The sequence below is a fragment of the Mesorhizobium sp. M1334 genome, assembly GCF_040317995.1.
Classification (GTDB): Bacteria; Pseudomonadota; Alphaproteobacteria; order Rhizobiales; family Rhizobiaceae; genus Mesorhizobium.
Window position 1 is genome coordinate 190898 of the sequence record NZ_JAMYLM010000006.1, and the last position, 17875, is coordinate 208772.

Here is a 17875-nt window from a genome sequence, read left to right on the forward strand (position 1 = left end):
CAATATGGTCGACCTTGAAATATTCGCGCAAGTGGAAAACATAGTTCGCCAGCGTATCAAGAAAACGCGCGCCGAAATTGAGGCTTCACTTGGTCACATCGCCAACGGCAATCCGCTGGCCGCCGAACAGACCCTCTCCAGGCGCCTCGACAGGTTGCAGGTAAAGGCGTCGCTCAGCCGCACCGAGGCGGAGATGATATCGGCAGCAATCGACATGAGATCTGCCGGGGAAAGAAAGGTGGCCGCCAAACAGCCAGGACCGGAGGCAATTCTCGGCCCAACGCTCGATTTCATCGGGGTCGCATTTCTGGAGCGTGGGCGCCGTGCCGCCGATGCGGTCGGCCGCGTTGCCTTTCTAAACGGCAATCCGCAAGGATCGGGTTTTCTGGTCGGGCCAAGGCTGTTCCTCACAAACAACCATGTGATTTCGTCGCCGGCGGATTCCCGGCGCTTCCAGGTCCAGTTCGATTATGAGCAGGACGGTGCAAATGCCGTGCGCACGCCGACGACGTTCCTGTTCGATCCTGAATCCTGTTTCGTGACCGATAGCATAGAAGGCCTGGACTATACGCTGATCGGGGTCGGCGAGCGGCGTTCCGGCCCAAAGGAACTGGGGGAGTTTGGTTTTATCTCGCTGTCGGACGCGCGCGACAAGCATATGCTCGGCGAAATCGCCAACATCGTCCAGCATCCCGATGGCCGCTTCAAGGAACTGGTGCTGCGTGAAAACCGGCTGGTGGCCCGCGACGAAACGGTTCAAGTGCTGCACTATGTTGCCGATACCGGACAGGGTTCGTCCGGTTCACCGGTCTTCAACAACGAATGGGAGCCCATTGCCCTGCACCATTGGGCCGGCCCGTTCCACGAGGTGACGGGCATAGCTGGCTATGCGCTTGCGCGCGAGATCAACGAAGGCATACGGATCAGCGCCATCGTTGACGATCTGGGCGCTAGAAAGTCCAGGCTGCCGGGCTCATCGGCATCGGCGGTTTCGGAAGCTCTGGCGATTTGGTCCGGCACGCCGCGCATGATGGATGAGACAGTTCGGCTGAACGCCGACATTCGCGGAGACGTGCCGGACAAGCCGGTGCAGCGGCCTGAACCAGATCGCGGCCCGCCGGCGACGAGACATAATGCCGATGGCTCGGTCACGTGGACTTTTCCCGTCGAGATAAATGTCCGGGCGCCGTTGATCGACCGCGACGGAGGCGATGCAAGACGAAACGACGGCAAAGGTCCAGCAAGCGAACCCGCCAAGGTCATGGCCATCGCCGAGGCCGCGGGTTGGAAAACAGAGGATTTCGACGATCGTGGAGGGTATGAGCCCGGCTTCATACCGGGCTTTGTCCTGCCAATGCCGACGGTTGCCAATTCACCCTTCCGGTTGGCCAAGAACCTTCTTGCCAAACCCGGCGAGGACCCACACGAATTGCGCTACCATCATTTTTCGATCTTGATGAACGCCGATCGCAGGCTTGCCTTCGTCACCGCCTGCAATATCGATGGATCCCGCACCAAGGCGGTCAATCGTGAGGACAAGACGGTCATCGACAACCCGTCGCTTGTCGAATTGGGGGTGGAGTCGATTTCTGGGTCGGAAGCCAGCGATGCTTTCCGGCCCGATCGCCGCATCGACCTTGGCGAGCAGATGACCCAGGAATTCTATTCGAGCCAGAATGTGCCCGGATTTCCCGTCGCAAAATCCAAGGAACGAATAGCTCGAATGTTCCAGAAGGGCCATATTACGCTTCGCGGCGACCCCGCATGGGGCGTCGATCAGGAGGCGGTCGCGGCAGAACGCGATACGTTCTTTTATACCAATGCTGCGCCGCAAGTCGGCTTCTTCAATCAGGGAAGCTCGCTTGACCATCCCGGCTCCAAGGGGAAGCTGAGATGGCGCGCGGTGGAAACCTATGTGCTGCGCAACGCCTATACGACGCGAGGCCGGGTCACGGTGTTTGCCGGGCCAGTGTTCCGCGAGGACGATCCTCCCTACCGCTTCGACAGCCATGTTCCGCTGAAGTTCTGGAAGATCGCGCTGTGGTCCGATCAAGCTGGCCTGCGCGCCATCGCGCTGCTGGCGGACCAGAAGCCGGTTTTGGAAGTGATGCCCGAAGCGTTCGGCGAGCGTGCCGAAGCATTCGACGACCCGCTTGAAATTGCCAGGGTATCGGAATTTCTTTCGACGGTGGCCGAGATCGAACAGCTGACCGGCCTGAACTTTGGCCAGCAGGTGCGCGACGCCGACATTCGGGCCGGTTCCGAATCGGCTCCAGCACAGACTTTCAACCCAAGGCATCTAACGCCCAGTACGTCACGGCCAAAGGCTTCACCGCCCAAGAGTTCGACGCCCAAGACTTCGACGCCCAAGGCTTCGGCGGCCAAGGCTTCGGCGGCCGGCGCCAGACGTCCTGCCAGGCGATCGAAGCGATCCGCGTCCGACAACTGAAGATTGCGGCTTCTGCCGCTCGAAGGCGGTCATCCGTTCAGCCCGGCATGACCAAGCTCAGCCTGGCATGAGCAAGCTCAGCCTGGGATGAGCAAGCTCAGCCCGGCGGCATGAACGCGTTCCGCGTTCAGCCGGACATAAATCCGGTGCGCAGCGCGTGAGCCCATTCGGGCCGTCCCGCCTGCTCGGCCTGACACGCCGCCGCCTCATGGTCATAGTCGACGGCGATGGATTCGAAACGATCGCGGTGCAAGTCGACGATGCCATAGCGGGCGTGCGGCGAGCCTTGCTCGGAGACATGCGCCGGCGGGGTCGAATCGTCATAGGCTGGGCAACCGATGCTGCCCGGATTGAAAATGACCGGACCGCCGGGAATGCGGATCAGCTCGCTCCGGTGGCTGTGGCCGCAAAGCATGATGCGGCAGGCGGGATCGACCGCGCCGAGGCGCCGCTCGATGGCGGCCAGCGGCGCGCGCACCAGCCGGCCCTCGACGATCGCGTCAGTCAGGTATTTTTCGTCGTGGTCGGGCCGGGCATGGAAGGCGATCACGCCGGGCGCCACCTCCAGCGTGACGGGCAGCGCGAACAGCGCCTCGCGCTGGGCTGCCGTCATCCGTTCCTGCGCGTAGCGGTCGGACGGCCACATGGTCTCGTCGGCAGTGTCGCGGGCAACGCGGCGGTCGTGATTGCCGCGTACCGTCGGCAGGTCGAGCGCCTCGAGCCGCTTCATGGTCTCGCGCGGCCACAGCGGGCCGGAAACGCAATCGCCGAGATTGACGATGAGGTCGGCGCCGCCGCGCTGCCGCAGATCGTCGAGCACGGCGTCGAGCGCCAGGACATTGCCGTGGATGTCGGCGAGGACGGCAATGCGCATGGCAGGCCCCGTTAATTGGAATGGCTGGAGGGCAGGTGAAGCTACTTTGCTCGTCTCGCGACGCGGGCGAGAGCGGAACCCAGCTTCGCGCCGGTCAGGCGCGGACTTCGATCTCGTGGCCGCCGACCGCCGGTAACGATGCGTCGTCGCCGGCCGCGGCAATAACGCTGTCGAGCAAGCCCGGAAAGCGGCGGTCGAGATCGTCACGGCGCAGCGTGATCAATCGGCTGGTGCCAACCGCCTCGGTGCGGGTGACGCCGGCCTCACGCAGCTTGGCCAAATGGTAACTCAGATTGGTCTTCGAGGCGAAGTCGAGGAACCGGCTGCAATTCAGCGGCACGCCCTCTTTGCTGGCGAGATAGCGCACGATGGCCAACCGCGTCGGGTCGCCGAGCACAGCAAGCACGTTCGCCAGGCTGATCTGGTCGGCGGTGGGATGGGGCAAGGTCATGCCCAGGAATTAAGCACATTTGGAGCCGATTTCAACGCATCTCCTCTCGTGGCCAATGGACACATAGTTTCGTCCCGTCGCCCCGTCCTGACACCGGGCTGTCAGGATGGTTCGGCTATTTTGCAGCGGCTTTATTGACATCATGCCCTGTTATGTCCAATTGTTCAATAACCTTTGAACTAAGGAAATTGCCATGGATAAGCGCCTCATCTGGCTTGCGCTCGGATCGTTCACGATTTCGACCGAAGGTTTCGTCATCTCCAGCCTTTTGCCCGATATTGCAAAGGATGCCGCCATCTCCGTTCCGCTCGCCGGCACGCTGATCACCGCGTTTGCGCTCGCCTATGCGATCGGCACGCCGATCCTGGCAACGCTGACCGGCGAATGGGACCGTCGCCGCGTCATCCTGTGGACGCTGGTGTTCTTCGCGTTGGGCAACGTCGCCGCGGCGCTGAGCTCCTCCTTCGAATTGCTGTTGATCGCGCGCATCGTCATGGCGCTGTCGTCAGGCCTGTTCGCAGCGACCGCACAGGGAACGGCCGTTGCGCTTGTCGACGATCATCACCGCGCCCGCGCCATTGCCGTGGTCGTCGGCGGCACTACGGTTGCGGTCGCGGTCGGCGCACCGCTCGGCGCGCTCGTTGCGACGGTTGCCGGCTGGCGCGGCACCTTCTTTGCCATTGCCGGCCTTGGTGCGCTCGCCGGCGCGATCCTGTGGTACCGGCTGCCGCGCGGCATCGTCGGCACAAGGCTGCCGCTCCGCATGCGGCTGGCAGCGGCACTTCGCCCCGGCGTCATGCCTATCCTGGTGACGACCATCCTGGCTCTGATCGGCGCCTTCACCGTCTTTGCCTTTGTCGCGCCGCTCGCGATCGAAGGCGGCGGACTGAACCCGATCGCGCTTCCCGGAATGCTGCTCGCTTTCGGCGTTGGCGCGGTCATCGGCAATATCGGCGGCGGTCAGGCCGCCGACCGTTTCGGCGCGACGCGCACCGTCTGCTGGTCGCTGGCGCTGAGTGCCGCCATGCTGGTCACGTTTTCGCTGATCCCGATGTTCCTGCCGCGCGAGATCGCCGGGCCGGCATTGATGGCCATGATGGTGCCGTGGGGCATCGTCGGCTGGGCATTCCCGCCGGCGCAGGCCAGCCGTATCATCAAGCTGGCGCCCGATGCCGCGCCCATCGTGCTGTCGCTGAACGCTTCGGCACTCTATCTCGGCGTTGCACTGGGTGCCGTGGTCGGCGCCGCTGTGCTGCGCTATGGCGCACCGGCCGACCTCGGCGTGGTCGCGGCGGTATTCCCGATCATCGGTCTGGGCGTAGTGCTGGCGGGCCACCTGGCGGCGCGACCGGTGGCGATGCCGGCCGAATAGGGCTGTTAGCGGAGCTTGTCTGCCGGCTGCCGATAATTCAACTCGCGGCCGGCGGTACGTCGAAATCAAGTGCGGCGATTTCGTCCAGCGCCGCTCGCAGGCTTGCGGCCTGTTTTTTTCCAAACATCTCCTCGAAGCGCTGCTGAGCGACTTGCCACAGCTTCAGAGCTTCTTCGAGCTTGATCCGGCCCTGCGATGTCAGCCTGACGCGCCTGATGCGGCGGTCGGCAGGGTCGGCGAAGGTCTCGATATAACCGTCCCTGATCAGCGGCTTCAGCGTATGACCGAGGGCCGACAGGTCCATGACGAGGGCCGCGGCAATGGCACCCATCGTCGGTTCGTCGCCGATGTGGATCTGGTAGAGCAGGCCCTGCTGCGTGGCCTTCAGACCCGATGGGGCCAGCACATCGTCATAAAACTGGCCCAGTTTCCGCGTCGCGCGGCGCAGCATGGCGTTGTTGCAAAGCGCCAGGCCGGGCAGGGTGGTTTGGGACATTGGCGGATTTCCGATGAGGGACCGGAAGGGCCCTCGATGCCAACCAGAAATAGTCCTTGCTCCCCGGATTGACAAGATGGTGGCATATGCCTACGTTCCAATGGTGGCATATGCCACTAATTCGTGTGCCAGTCGAAGCAGGGGTGTTGCCCTGCGGCACCGGCATTTGGAATCGAACCAGAAGGAACAAGACAATGAGCAATCAGGACAAAGGTACTGCGGTCGTCACCGGCGCCTCGTCCGGCATCGGTGCGATCTATGCCGACCGGCTCGCCGGCCAGGGTTATGATCTGGTGCTGGTGGCGCGGCGCGCCGATCGGTTGGAGGAATTGGCGGAGAGGCTCCGCTACGCGTATGGCAAAAAGGTCAGCGTCATCGGCGCCGACTTGGCCGACGACGGCGATCTGCGACGGGTCGAGCAGGCGATATCAACCGACGACAGCGTGACGCTGCTGGTCAACAATGCCGGCCTTGGCGGCGCGCAGGTGGTGGCAACGGCTGAAGCCGATGTCGCCGAGCGCATGATCAAGGTCAATGTCGTGGCGCTGACTCGGCTGACGCGCGCGGTGCTGCCGGGGCTGCTGTCGCGCAACCGCGGCGCCATCGTCAACATCGCCTCGGTGCTTGCCTTCGATACCTCGTTCGGCGGCATCTACAGCGGCACCAAAGCCTACGTCGTCAACTTCACCGAGGCCTTGCAGCGGGAAGTCGCGGGCACGAAGGTCGCCGTGCAGGTGGTCTTGCCGGGGGCCACGCGGACAGAATTCTGGGAAGTTGCGGGAAGCGATATTGCCAATGTGCCGCAAGAGATCGTGATGACGGCCGACGATCTGGTCGATGCAGCGCTGGTTGGCCTGGCAAAAGGTGAAGCGTTCACGGCACCGGGTCTTGCCGACGTTGCCGGGGTGGATGCCTTTCTTGGCGTTCGGCAAGGCTTTTTCGGCAGTCTTCTGGCCGGCAAGCCGGCGGCGCGTTACGCTGCCTGACATAGCTAAAGACTAACCTTACGCTGTCCGCCACATCGGAATGATCGAGGCGGCCAGCAGCAGGCCAAGCACGGCGTTGAGCATGCGCCACTGCCGCTCGGTTCGCAGCAACCGGGCGAGCAGCGTGCCCGCCACGCACCATGCTGCCAAGGATAGAGCCGCTGCAAGGCCGAAGACGGCGCCGAGCAGCAAGGCGAGCTGCAGCGGCCCTTTGGCGAGCGCGGCAAAAGATGCCGCCGCTCCCAGCCCCATGGCCCAGCCCTTTGGGTTCAGCCATTGCAGGCCGGCGCCGCCCAAAAAGCTGTTCGGCTTTGCCATGGCCACGTCCAGATTGGGCGGACCGCTGCGGCCGATCTTGAGGGCAAGCCATACCAGATAGAGGGTACCGGCCATTTTCATTGCCAGTTGCAGCGAAGGAGCGGCGGCCAGCAGACCAGCGAGCCCGGCAGCACCTGCCGCAGCCACTGTGGCCAGGCCGGCCGCACTTCCGGCCATCAGCGGGATAGAGCGGCGAAACCCGAACTGCGCGCCGGACGCCGTCGACAAGGTCGTGGCCATGCCGGGCGTTGAGGTGGAGACTAGCGCGAACAGGACGAGGGGAAGGACGGTTTCAAACATGCTGCTTCCTTTGAAGCCTGCACGGTAGGCGGTTTGGCTCATCAGTAAATGCAATGTTTGCTATGACATGCATTAGCAAATATAATGGCTTGATGCTCCGCAACCTCGACACCGCCCTGATCCGAACCTTTGTCACCGTTGCCGACAGGGCCAGCATGACGGCGGCCGCCAACGCGCTGCATTTGACGCAAGGTGCCGTCAGCCAGCAGGTCAAGCGTTTGGAAGAGGTTCTCGGCTGCAGGCTGTTCGAGCGCGATCGGAGCGGATTGCGGCTGACCCGCTCCGGCGAGCGGCTGTTCGGCAAGGGCAAGCGCCTGCTTTCGCTCAATGACGAGATCCTGGCGGAGATGGCGGGCGATGCAGTTGCCGGTCAGGTGCGGCTTGGCGTGCCGTACGACCTTGTCGGCACCTTGCTTGCACCGGTGCTCAAGGCCTATGCCGAGGCGTATCCGCAGGTCGAGATCTCGCTTGTCTGCGCCTCGTCGCCGGAGCTGGCTGCGGCCTTGGCGGCCGGCACGATAGAGCTCGCGGTGATCGAGGAGCCGGTCGGTCGGTCGGCCGGCGAATGCCTTGTTGTCGACCGGCTGGTCTGGGTCGGCGCCAAAGGCGGCGGCGCCCGCAGCAAACGCCCCTTGCCGGTTTCGATGGTCGCCGAGACCTGCGCGTTCCGTCCGGTTGTACTGGAGGCGCTTAACGAGCACGGGCTGGCATGGCGCACCGTATTCGAAAACGGCAGCATCGACGCGACGACGGCGACAGTGCGTTCGGACTTGGCCGTCACCACCTGGTTGGCGTCGACCGTACCTGCGGACCTCGATATTTTGGCCAACGATCCGGATTTGCCGTCATTGCCGAATTTTGCAATCAATCTGCATTTGCCGAAGCACAGCGTTGCGCCTGCCGTACTGGCATTCGCGGGCCACCTCCGCGATGGATTGGCACGGCGACGAGAGGCGGCTTAAAACAGCAAAAAGGACGGCCAGTGTTCAGCCGTCCTTGATCGCCCTGCGGCATCTACTTCCAGTTCTTGCGCCGCTCGATCTCGGCTTCGGAAGGCTGTTCCGGGGCAAAGGACCCGGTCTTGATCTCGCCGGAGCGCTCATAGCTCGCCATGAGGACGCCGGTGGTCGATGCCTGCGAACGGGTTAGCTTGAAGGCGGCAGGCATCGCGCCGCTGCCGAACAGTTTTTTGCCCTTGCCCAGCACCAGCGGGAAAATCAGCAGGCTGATCTCGTCGATCAGGTCATTGGCGAGCAAGGTCTGGATCAGCTCGCTCGATCCCTGAATGAGCAGGTCGGGGCCGTCCTCCTGCTTCATCCGGCGCAACGTCGCCACGACATCGCTGCCGAGCGGCTGGCTGTTTTGCCAGGACAGCGTATCTGGCCTGTGCGTCGCCACATATTTGGTGACGGCGTTGAAGCTGTCGGCGATCGGGTCATTCTTCTGGTAGGGCCAATGGGCGGCGAAGATGTCGTAGGTCTTGCGGCCGAGAAGCAGCGCGAACGGTTTTGAAAACGTCTCGCCCATGGCGGCGCCCATCACATCGTCCCAGTAGTGGAACGTCCAGCCGCCGAATTTGAAGCCGCCGACAGGGTCCTCTTGCGGGCCGCCGGGCGCCTGCATGACGCCGTCGAGGCTGACGAATGTTGCGGCGATGATCTTCCTCATTGGAGCTCCCTTTCCCTGATCCGTGCCGTGATGGCCGGACTTCGAGCCAAGGACGGGCAGACAGACATTTGTCCGACAGCGGCCGGCAAATTTCCAGGGCTGGAAGGACGGATGATTGCCGACGTTGTTGGGTCAGTTTGGAGCAGACGCTCAGCCTAAACCGACGACCGTATCGTAGAGCAGCTTGAAGTTGAGCACCAGGATGAGGGCGGCAACCACCCAGGCCAGCACGGCGACGGCGCGGGAAATGGCGAAATTGCCCATTTTGCGCTTGTCCGAGACGAACTGCACCAGCGGGACGACCGCGAAGGGAAGCTGCATCGACAGGATCACCTGGCTGAAGACCAGCAACTGGCCGGTGCCCTTCTCGCCATAGAGCGCGGTGACGACCACCACCGGGATGATGGCGATGCCGCGCGTCAGCAGGCGGCGCGCCCATTGCGGGATGCGCAGCCGCAAGAAGCCTTCCATCACGATCTGGCCGGCCAGCGTCGCGGTGACCGTCGAGTTCAGGCCGGAGGCAAGCAGCGCCACCGCAAACAGGATGGAAGCGATGCCGAGGCCAAGCAGCGGCGACAGAAGCTCGAAGGCCTGGCCGATCTCGGCAACGTCGTGATGACCGGTGCCGTGGAACGCCACCGCCGACACGATCAGGATGGAAGCATTGACGAACAGCGCCAGTATCAGCGCGATGGTCGAGTCGGTCGTCGCCCATTTGATGGCGTCGCGCTTGCCGCGATCGGTGCGCTCGTAGGCGCGGGTCTGCACGATCGAGGAGTGCAGATAGAGATTGTGCGGCATCACCGTGGCGCCGATGATGCCGATGGCAATGTAAAGCATCGCCGGATTGGTGACGATCTCGGACGACGGTACGAACATGGCGTGCAGGATGGAGCCGACCGGCGGCGCGGCGGCAAAGATCTGAATGGCGAAGCAGCCGAAGATGACAATCAAAAGTGCTATGATGAAGGCCTCGAGGAAACGGAAGCCCTTGTTCATCAGCAGCAGCAGCAGGAAGGCATCGAGCGCGGTGATAATGGCGCCGCCGATCAGCGGAATCCCGAACAGCAGTTGCAAGGCGATTGCCGTGCCAATGACCTCGGCCAGGTCGCAGGCGATGATGGCCAGTTCGCAAGCGACCCACAGCATGAAATTGACCGGTCGCGGATAATAGGCGCGGCACGCCTGCGCAAGGTCGCGGCCGGTGGCGATGCCGAGCCGGGCGGCGAGCGCCTGCAGCAGGATCGCCATCAGGTTCGACAACATGATGATGAAAAGCAGCGTGTAGCCGAATTGGGCTCCGCCGGCGAGGTCGGTCGCCCAATTGCCCGGATCCATATAGCCGACCGAAACCATGTAGCCCGGCCCCATGAAGGCGAACAGCCGGCGAAGCCAGATCCCCGAGTGCGGCACCGCGATCGTTGCGTTGACTTCGCGCAGGCTGAGCTGCTCGTCGTCCTCCGGGCGGGCAAATCGCCACATGGACCGGGGGGCTGAGGTGGCTTCGGCTTCCGACATGAAATGGCTTTCCACTGGAACGATCGATGTTCTCTCCTTATCTATGCCACGGCTGAACATTATGCAATATGCTATATTTCATTGTCGGAGCTTTTTCGTGTAGCCGCTTGGCCGTGCGGCCGGACCGCAGTGACCGCCGGTTGCGCCGGCCACCGAATGGAAATAAACGGCCAGAACAAATAGGGTTCCGTGTTATGACTGCAATGTCGATTCAAACTGCCGGGAGGAGCGCGTATTGGCGCTGAAGAAAAGACCGGTTCCTCGCGAAAAGCCGCTGCCTGATGCAGAAATCCACTCGGAAGGCTTCAGGCAGACGCGTGAAGCGCGCCGCAGCGCGCTGGTCGAGGATTATGTCGAGCTCATCGCCGACCTGATCGAGGATGGCAACGAGGCGCGCCAGGTCGATATCGCGGCACGGCTCGGCGTCGCTCAGCCGACGGTGGCGAAAATGCTGACGCGGCTGTGCGCCGACGGGCTGGTCTCCCGGAAGCCTTATCGCGGCGTGTTCCTGACCGAGGCCGGCCGCAAGGTTGCGGAAGAGAGCCGCATTCGCCACCAGACGGTCGAGGCCTTCCTGCGCTCGCTCGGCGTCAGTGCCGAGACGGCGCGCATCGACGCCGAAGGCATCGAGCATCATGTCAGCGCCGAGACGCTCGAAGCCTTTCGCAAGGCAATAATCGCCGCCCGCTGAAAAGCACGTGGCGCGACTCGCTTCCCACGAGCAGGGCGAACGCCACAGACCCTGCGATGTTTCGGCCAGAGCAAACAAGCGTCAGCAAGCATTGCTTGTTCGCACGAAAAATACTGTGACTTGGCGTAACCGTTGAGATAATTGTGGTCGTGTCCGATCGAACCGGGACACGGCCCGATCGGCCGGAAGAAATTGCGTCATGGGGGTTGCCATGCTCTGGAAGGGCCGTCGTCAGAGTGACAATGTCGAGGACGAGCGCGGCCAGAGCGGCGGGTTTGGCGGTGGGCCGGGGCAGTTTCGCATCCCGATCGGCGGTCGCGCCGGCGGCGGCGGCATGTCGGGCATCATTATCGTAGGGTTGATTTTCCTGGCAGGGTGGTATTTCGGCTTCGACCCGAGCCAGATCCTCGATGACAGCGGCTTGCAGCCCGGTGGCGGCGGCCAGATCACCGACAATAGCGGCGGCCAGGGCGGCGGCACCGGTGCGCCCGCGTCCGACGAAATGAAGCAGTTCGTGTCGACCGTGCTGGCCGAGACCGAGGATACCTGGACCGGTATTTTCCAGTCCGAGGGCCTGACCTATCAGGATCCAAAGCTGGTCCTGTTCAGCGGCCGGATCGGCTCTGCTTGCGGTTCTGCCTCATCGGCGGCCGGACCATTCTACTGTCCCAATGATCGCAAGGTCTATCTCGACACCACCTTCTTCCAGCAGCTCGATCAGCAGTTCGGTGCCTCCGGCGATTTCGCACAGGCCTATGTGATCGCGCATGAGGTCGGGCACCACGTGCAGAACCTCGTCGGCATCCTGCCCAAATTCAACCAGATGCGGCAGAATATGAGCGAAGCCGACGCCAACCACATGTCGGTGCAGGTCGAGCTGCAGGCCGACTGCTTTGCCGGCATCTGGGCGCATTTCACCGGTCAGAAGGGCATCTTGGAACAGGGCGACATGGCGGAGGCACTGAACGCCGCCAAACAGATCGGCGACGACACGCTGCAGAAGAAGATGCAGGGCTACGTCGTGCCGGAAAGCTTCAACCACGGCACGTCGCAGCAGCGGCAGACCTGGCTGGCGCGAGGTTTCCAGAACGGCAAGCTTTCGGACTGCGACACGTTCAACAACCCGATCTGAGCCGACGGTTTTCTCGTAATCCGAGAGACTGGACCGCAGTCAGGGGATGTCAGGATGAAAGCACTCTGCCCGTTCCCTCATTGTTCCCAGCGATGTGCTCGCCTATAAGGTGTGTTCCCGTTCGCTCGGGCGGCCCGAGGAGATACCATCATGATAGACCGAAAAACCGCCAGGCGGGGCCTTGCGCTTGTTTTCACCACCCTGCTGCTCGACGTCATCGGCTTCGGCATCATTATGCCGGTGCTGCCGGCCTATCTCAGGGAATTGACCGGCGTCGGCATCAGCGAGGCGGCTATCGAGGGCGGCTGGCTGTTCTTCGTCTATGCGGCGATGCAGTTCGTTTTCGCACCGGTGATGGGTGGGTTGAGCGACCGGTTCGGGCGGCGGCCTATCCTGCTCGCCTCGGTGCTGACGTTCGCTATCGACAATCTGATCTGCGCAATCGCCTGGTCCTATCCGATGCTGTTCATCGGCCGCGTGCTGGCCGGCATTTCCGGCGCCAGTTATTCCACGACATCGGCATTCATCGCCGATATCTCGACCGACGAAAATCGTGCGAAGAATTTTGGGCTGCTCGGCATTGCTTTCGGTGTCGGCTTCGTCATCGGGCCGGTTCTGGGCGGGTTGCTCGGCACGTTCGGGCCGCGTGTGCCGTTCTATTTCGCTGCCGGGCTTGCCTTCGCAAACTTTCTGATCGCGCTGTTTCTGTTGCCGGAAACACTTGATAACAAGCACCGTCGCCGCTTCGAGTGGAAACGCGCCAACCCGGTCGGCACGCTCGTCCAGATGCGCAACTACGAAGGTATCGGCTGGATCGGACTTGTCTTCTTTCTGATGACGCTGGGGCACATGATGTATCCTGCGGTCTGGTCGTTCGTCTCCAGTTATCGCTATGGCTGGAGCGAACAACAGATCGGCTTCTCGCTCGGCGCTTTCGGCCTGTGCGGGGCGATCGTCATGGCGACTGTCCTGCCGCGCGTGATCCCCAAGCTTGGCGAGTGGAAGACGGCGGTAATCGGTCTGGCATTTACCGCACTCAGCGCCTTCGGCTACGCCTTCGCGTCACAAGGCTGGATGATCTATGCAGTGATCGTCGTCGGGTGTCTCGAGGCGTTGGCCGACCCGCCGCTCAGAAGCCTTGCGGCCGCCAAGGTGCCACCTTCCGCCCAGGGCGAACTCCAGGGCGCAATGACCTCGATCTTCTCGATCACCTCGATCATCACACCGCTGCTTTATACGGCGATCTTTTCCTGGTTCACGGGGCCGAACGCGCCCGTAGCTTTCGGCGGTGCCCCGTATCTGCTCGGCGCGATTTTCCTCACGCTGGCGCTCGTCGTCTTCGTCACCAGGGTGGCCAAGCCGACGCCGAAGGAAGTCAAACGCATGCACGCGCAGGAAGCGGTGACGGACGGGGCTTGATCGGCGCCGGGAGCCCGGCCGGCGCCGTCAGTCAAATCCGTTTTTACGCAATGCGCTAAACACGCTCGGCCAGTGCCGGCTCGCCGCGCTTTTCGCGGATCAGGTTGACGAAGCGGCGAAACAGATAGTGCGAATCCTGCGGCCCGGGCGAGGCTTCGGGATGATGCTGGACCGAGAAGACCGGTCTGCCGGTGAGCGCAATGCCGCAATTCGAACCGTCGAACAGCGAGACATGGGTTTCCTCGACGCCGCTCGGCAACGAGTCGGCGTCGACGGCAAAGCCATGGTTCATCGAGACGATCTCGACCTTGCCGGTGGTGTGGTCCTTGACCGGATGATTTGCGCCGTGGTGGCCCTGATGCATTTTTGCAGTCTTGCCGCCCAGCGCCAGCGCCAGCATCTGGTGGCCGAGGCAGATGCCGAAGAGTGGGATATCGGTCTTCAAAAGATCCTGAATGACCGGCACGGCGTAGTCGCCGGTTGCTTCCGGATCGCCAGGGCCGTTGGATAGAAAAATGCCGTCGGGCCGCATCGCCAGGATCTCCTCGGCGCCGGTTTTTGCCGGCACCACGGTGACCTTGGCGCCGAGGCCGGCCAGCAGGCGCAATATGTTGCGCTTGACCCCGTAGTCGATGGCAACGACGTGCATCGACGGATCAGCCTGTTCGCCAAAGCCCTCGTTCCAGACCCAGGGCGTCTCGCGCCAGACCGAGGATTGACCGGAGGTGACTTCCTTGGCCAGATCAAGCCCGATAAGCCCCGACCATGCGGCGGCGCGGCGCTTGAGATCATCGACGTCGAAGATACCGTCGGGCGCGTGCGCGATGACGGCATTTGGCATGCCCTTTTCGCGGATCAACGCGGTCAGCGCCCGCGTGTCGATGCCTGAAAGTGCGACGATGCCGCGCTTCTTCAGCCACTGGTCGAGACCGGTTCCGGCGCGATAATTCGACGGGTTGGTGACGTCGGCCTTGAACACGGCGCCGACGGCACCGGCGCGGGCCAGCGGGTTGAGGTCCTCGATATCTTCGTCGTTTGTGCCGATATTGCCGATATGCGGAAAGGTGAAAGTGACGATCTGGCCGGCATAGGATGGGTCGGTGAGGATCTCCTGATAGCCGGTCAGCGCAGTGTTGAAGCAGACTTCGGCGACGGCGGAGCCGGCGGCGCCCAGACCGCGACCCTCGATGACGGTGCCGTCGGCCAGCACCAGCAGAGCAGTCGGCTTGTCGGTGGCCCAAGGGGGGGGCGATGCGGCGGTCATCGTTGCCACGGCGGCACTCCTAAAGGTGCGCCCTCAGTCGGCGCAACAAAAAGCGCGAAGCGGCGATCTCACAGCCTCGGCGCGCTAAGTTTTCACTTGTGCATGTCGTTGCCCCAAAACAGCTACGCACTTTTGGGCGACGTGCACTAGAATTCAGTTCATGCAAGGCCCAGTACATAGGGGAAGGCGCCAAGGCGGTCAATGATGCCAGGAAGTGCGAGCCCGGATTTATTTCGTCGGACAATATCAGGGATTTGCCGGTAGTGTCGCATTTGCGTTGGGCTTTCGGCACGGCTATTGTCCGCCGCATTCGAAGGAGAAAGCACTATGCGAGGCAAAATCGCCGAATCCCTGAAGAGCGCGATGAAGGCGCAGGACAAGCGCCGGCTGCCGACATTGCGGCTGATCCAGGCGGCCATTCACGACCGCGACATCGCCAATCGCGGCGCCGGCAAGGAGCCGGCCAGCGACGACGAGATCCTGCAGATCCTGGCCAAGATGGTGAAGCAGCGCGAGGAATCGGCCAAGGCGTTCGATGACGGCAAGCGGCCGGAGCTTGCGGCGCAGGAGCGCGACGAGATGGCCATCATCCGCGACTTCCTGCCGACGCAACTGGGCCAGGTTGAGACGGAAAGCGCCGTCCGTTCCGCGATTGCCGAGACCGGCGCCAGCGGCGTCAAGGACATGGGCAAGGTGATGGCGGCGCTCAAGGAGAGATACGCCGGTCAGATGGATTTCTCCAAGGCGAGCGGCATCGTCAAGAGTCTGCTTCAGTAAGCTGCCGAAGGCCCTTGCCGTCGCGCCCGCAATCCGGCAGCCAAAAGCTCGCGCCCGTGATCGAACTCGTCAAACCGGCGCTTGAACACCTGCCGTCCTACAAGGCGGCTCTCGAGCGCGGCTGGTCGCCGGACAACGTGCGGCTGCTCGACGCGACGCGCGAGCAGCTTGCGGCTATCGAAAAGGATCCAGCGACTTTCCTTGGCGATCTCGACGATTCCGATGGCAAGGGACCGCCGATCACCTTGCCCGACGGTTCGACGGTGCCGCGGCTGCCCGGATTCCGGCGCTGGATCTGGGACGGGGAAGTCGCAGGCTCAATCGGCTTGCGCTGGCAGCACGGCACCGCGGCGCTGCCGTCGCATGTGCTCGGCCACGTCGGCTATGCGGTGGTGCCGTGGAAACGGGGACGCGGCTATGCGACCGAGGCGCTGCGGCTGATGCTGGTGGAGGCGAGGGCTGTTGGCCTGCCCTTCGTCGAAATCACCTGCAAGCCTCACAATGTGCCCTCGCAGAAGGTCGCTCTGGCCAATGGCGGCCGGCTCGTCGGGCGTTTCTTCGAGGACGCCGCCTATGGCGGCGCGGAAAGCCTGCGCTACCGGATCGATCTGTAGCCCTATTCGGCGGCAGCCGGCAGCGGCGGCGCAGCCCGGCTTCGCCATTCCCAGACATGCGAGGCAAGCGCAACCGCGACCGCGATCAGCATGGCGACCGCGCCAACCACCGGCAGGCTGCGATAGCCATAGCCGGCATTGAGCATGGCCGCGCCGAGCGATGCGGCGAGCGCGATGCCGACATTGAAGCCCGACGGAATGAGCGACGAGGCAAGATTGGAGGCGTCCGCGGTCCAGGTCAGTATGCGGGTCTGGATCGGCGTGCCGATAGCGAAGTTGAGGCCGCCCCAGACGAAGATCGCTATCACCATCGGCAGTGGGTAAGAACTGACGGCATGGATCAAGGCGAGCATCACCGCCTGCAGGAAAAGCATGGCGATGAGCGACGGCATCAGCTTCCAGTCGGCGAGCCGCCCGCCGACGAAGACGCCGATCGTTGCGCCGACCCCGTTGAGCAAGAGCACCCATGGTATCCATTTCTCGTCGAGGCCTGTGACCTCAAGCAGCGTAGGCGTGATGTAGGTGAACAGGCCGAACTGGCCGATCATCAGCATCAGCATGATAATGAGCGAGGTCCAGACCTGCTGGCGTGCGAGCACGCGGACCTCGCTTCCAAGGCTCACTGACGGGCTCGACGATCCCGTCTTGCGCGGCAGCAGGGCGCCGATTGCCGCGAAGGCCACCACACCGAGCGCGCACATCACCCAGAATGTCGCACGCCATCCCCAGATGTTGCCGATTGCCGTGCCGGCCGGAACGCCGATGACGTTCGATACGGTGAGGCCGGACAGGATCAGCGCCACCGCCATGCCGCGCTGATCTTCGCGCACGAGGCCGACGGCCACCACCATGGCAACGCCGAAATAGGCGCCATGCGCCACGGCCACCGCTATCCGCAACAGCAGCATCGAGGCGAAGTCGGGCGCCAGCGCGCAGGCGGCCTGGCCGATGGTGAAGGCTGCAGTCAGTCCAAGCAGCAGGGCCTTGCGGGAGAACCTTTTGGTGGCGAGCGCCAGCAGCGGGCCGCCGACTGCAATGCCGCCGGCATAGCCGGAAACGAGATAGCCGGCGGTCGGAATCGCGACGCCAAGGCCATCCGCCACCTGCGGCAGCACGCCGGCGATGACGAATTCGGTGGTGCCGAAGGCGAAGGCAGCTATGAACAGGGCAACGAGGGGCAGCATGGCGCGAAGGAGATCCTCGGACAAGCTGGCCTCAAACCACGGATGAGGGCAGCGGGCAATCCAGAAATTGTCGACGCCGCTTTAGCTTTTCTTGATCGCCGGTCTGGCGCCCGCCGCGGAGGCAAGAGCTAGGCGGCTGCCTTCCTCCCGTAAGGAATTTTCAGCCACGCCCGTTCGTGAAGATAATAGAGCAGCGACTTGGTGACGACCTCGGTCAGGCCGATGGCCGCGGCGAGCTTGATGCTTCCGGTCACGACGAGCGAGATGATCATCGTGTCGATGGTGCCGGTGACGCGCCAGGAAAGCGCCTTGGCGAAACTGCGAGAATGGGTGTCCATCGACTTTCCTCCCGGTAGATATGG

The 17875-nt window shown here is 63.1% G+C and carries 18 protein-coding genes; 9 read left to right on the forward strand and 9 right to left on the reverse strand.

Going from position 1 to position 17875, the window contains the following annotated elements; all coding sequences use genetic code 11:
- Positions 1-4 precede the first annotated feature (4 nt).
- Positions 5-2449 (forward strand): DNA/RNA non-specific endonuclease, encoded by a 2445-nt coding sequence (locus NKH17_RS14415; RefSeq protein ID WP_352896302.1) that lies wholly within the window; start codon positions 5-7, stop codon positions 2447-2449.
- Between the two features lie 127 nt (positions 2450-2576).
- Here the strand turns inward: NKH17_RS14415 and NKH17_RS14420 are convergent, their stop codons facing one another.
- The gene (locus NKH17_RS14420; RefSeq protein ID WP_352896305.1) at positions 2577-3323 is read right to left on the reverse strand and encodes a metallophosphoesterase family protein; all 747 of its coding nucleotides are present in this window, start codon (positions 3321-3323) and stop codon (positions 2577-2579) included.
- Positions 3324-3417: 94 nt separating this feature from the next.
- Positions 3418-3774, reverse strand: coding sequence for an ArsR/SmtB family transcription factor (locus NKH17_RS14425; protein ID WP_254820338.1), 357 nt, complete (start codon positions 3772-3774; stop codon positions 3418-3420).
- 193 nt (positions 3775-3967) lie between these two features.
- On the opposite strand from NKH17_RS14425, the gene NKH17_RS14430 reads away from it, so the two are divergent.
- A complete protein-coding gene (locus NKH17_RS14430) occupies positions 3968-5146 on the forward strand; it encodes an MFS transporter (protein WP_352896308.1) in 1179 nt (392 codons plus the stop codon).
- Positions 5147-5183: 37 nt separating this feature from the next.
- Here the strand turns inward: NKH17_RS14430 and NKH17_RS14435 are convergent, their stop codons facing one another.
- Positions 5184-5642: a MarR family winged helix-turn-helix transcriptional regulator gene (locus NKH17_RS14435; RefSeq protein ID WP_352740204.1), complete on the reverse strand. Its 459-nt coding sequence runs from the start codon at positions 5640-5642 to the stop codon at positions 5184-5186.
- Positions 5643-5836: 194 nt separating this feature from the next.
- On the opposite strand from NKH17_RS14435, the gene NKH17_RS14440 reads away from it, so the two are divergent.
- Positions 5837-6628 (forward strand): SDR family NAD(P)-dependent oxidoreductase, encoded by a 792-nt coding sequence (locus NKH17_RS14440; RefSeq protein ID WP_352896312.1) that lies wholly within the window; start codon positions 5837-5839, stop codon positions 6626-6628.
- An 18-nt stretch (positions 6629-6646) separates the two neighbouring features.
- On the opposite strand, the gene NKH17_RS14445 is transcribed toward NKH17_RS14440, so the two are convergent.
- Positions 6647-7246 carry a LysE family translocator gene (locus NKH17_RS14445; protein ID WP_352896315.1) on the reverse strand — a complete coding sequence of 200 codons (600 nt, stop codon included), beginning with the start codon at positions 7244-7246 and terminating at the stop codon, positions 6647-6649.
- A gap of 92 nt (positions 7247-7338) precedes the next feature.
- On the opposite strand from NKH17_RS14445, the gene NKH17_RS14450 reads away from it, so the two are divergent.
- Entirely contained in the window at positions 7339-8208 is an 870-nt protein-coding gene (locus NKH17_RS14450; protein WP_352478095.1) for a LysR family transcriptional regulator, read from the forward strand.
- 52 nt (positions 8209-8260) lie between these two features.
- Here the strand turns inward: NKH17_RS14450 and NKH17_RS14455 are convergent, their stop codons facing one another.
- The gene (locus NKH17_RS14455; RefSeq protein WP_352477810.1) at positions 8261-8914 is read right to left on the reverse strand and encodes a dihydrofolate reductase family protein; all 654 of its coding nucleotides are present in this window, start codon (positions 8912-8914) and stop codon (positions 8261-8263) included.
- A 150-nt stretch (positions 8915-9064) separates the two neighbouring features.
- A complete protein-coding gene (locus NKH17_RS14460; RefSeq protein ID WP_352477808.1) occupies positions 9065-10432 on the reverse strand; it encodes an Nramp family divalent metal transporter in 1368 nt (455 codons plus the stop codon).
- Between the two features lie 235 nt (positions 10433-10667).
- Here NKH17_RS14460 and mntR point away from each other — a divergent pair, with 235 nt between their 5' ends.
- From mntR to NKH17_RS14475, 3 genes are all read left to right on the forward strand, one after another.
- Positions 10668-11123 carry a manganese-binding transcriptional regulator MntR gene (gene mntR / locus NKH17_RS14465; protein WP_254820344.1) on the forward strand — a complete coding sequence of 152 codons (456 nt, stop codon included), beginning with the start codon at positions 10668-10670 and terminating at the stop codon, positions 11121-11123.
- A gap of 211 nt (positions 11124-11334) precedes the next feature.
- Entirely contained in the window at positions 11335-12255 is a 921-nt protein-coding gene (gene ypfJ / locus NKH17_RS14470) for a KPN_02809 family neutral zinc metallopeptidase (RefSeq protein WP_352478094.1), read from the forward strand.
- Positions 12256-12405: 150 nt separating this feature from the next.
- Positions 12406-13674 carry a TCR/Tet family MFS transporter gene (locus NKH17_RS14475; protein WP_352477806.1) on the forward strand — a complete coding sequence of 423 codons (1269 nt, stop codon included), beginning with the start codon at positions 12406-12408 and terminating at the stop codon, positions 13672-13674.
- 55 nt (positions 13675-13729) lie between these two features.
- Here NKH17_RS14475 and carA read toward each other — a convergent pair whose 3' ends face one another.
- The gene (gene carA / locus NKH17_RS14480) at positions 13730-14938 is read right to left on the reverse strand and encodes a glutamine-hydrolyzing carbamoyl-phosphate synthase small subunit (protein WP_352506809.1); all 1209 of its coding nucleotides are present in this window, start codon (positions 14936-14938) and stop codon (positions 13730-13732) included.
- 327 nt (positions 14939-15265) lie between these two features.
- Between carA and NKH17_RS14485 the strand changes: the two genes are divergently transcribed.
- Both NKH17_RS14485 and NKH17_RS14490 read left to right on the forward strand, forming a co-directional pair.
- Complete coding sequence (locus NKH17_RS14485; protein WP_352477804.1) at positions 15266-15715, forward strand: GatB/YqeY domain-containing protein; 450 nt, start codon at positions 15266-15268, stop codon at positions 15713-15715.
- Between the two features lie 56 nt (positions 15716-15771).
- On the forward strand, positions 15772-16329 hold the full coding sequence (locus tag NKH17_RS14490) for a GNAT family N-acetyltransferase (RefSeq protein WP_352477802.1): 558 nt from the start codon (positions 15772-15774) through the stop codon (positions 16327-16329).
- A gap of 2 nt (positions 16330-16331) precedes the next feature.
- On the opposite strand, the gene NKH17_RS14495 is transcribed toward NKH17_RS14490, so the two are convergent.
- On the reverse strand, positions 16332-17513 hold the full coding sequence (locus tag NKH17_RS14495) for an MFS transporter (protein WP_352478090.1): 1182 nt from the start codon (positions 17511-17513) through the stop codon (positions 16332-16334).
- 128 nt (positions 17514-17641) lie between these two features.
- Positions 17642-17851 (reverse strand): DUF2061 domain-containing protein, encoded by a 210-nt coding sequence (locus NKH17_RS14500; protein WP_023678301.1) that lies wholly within the window; start codon positions 17849-17851, stop codon positions 17642-17644.
- Positions 17852-17875: the final 24 nt, after the last annotated feature.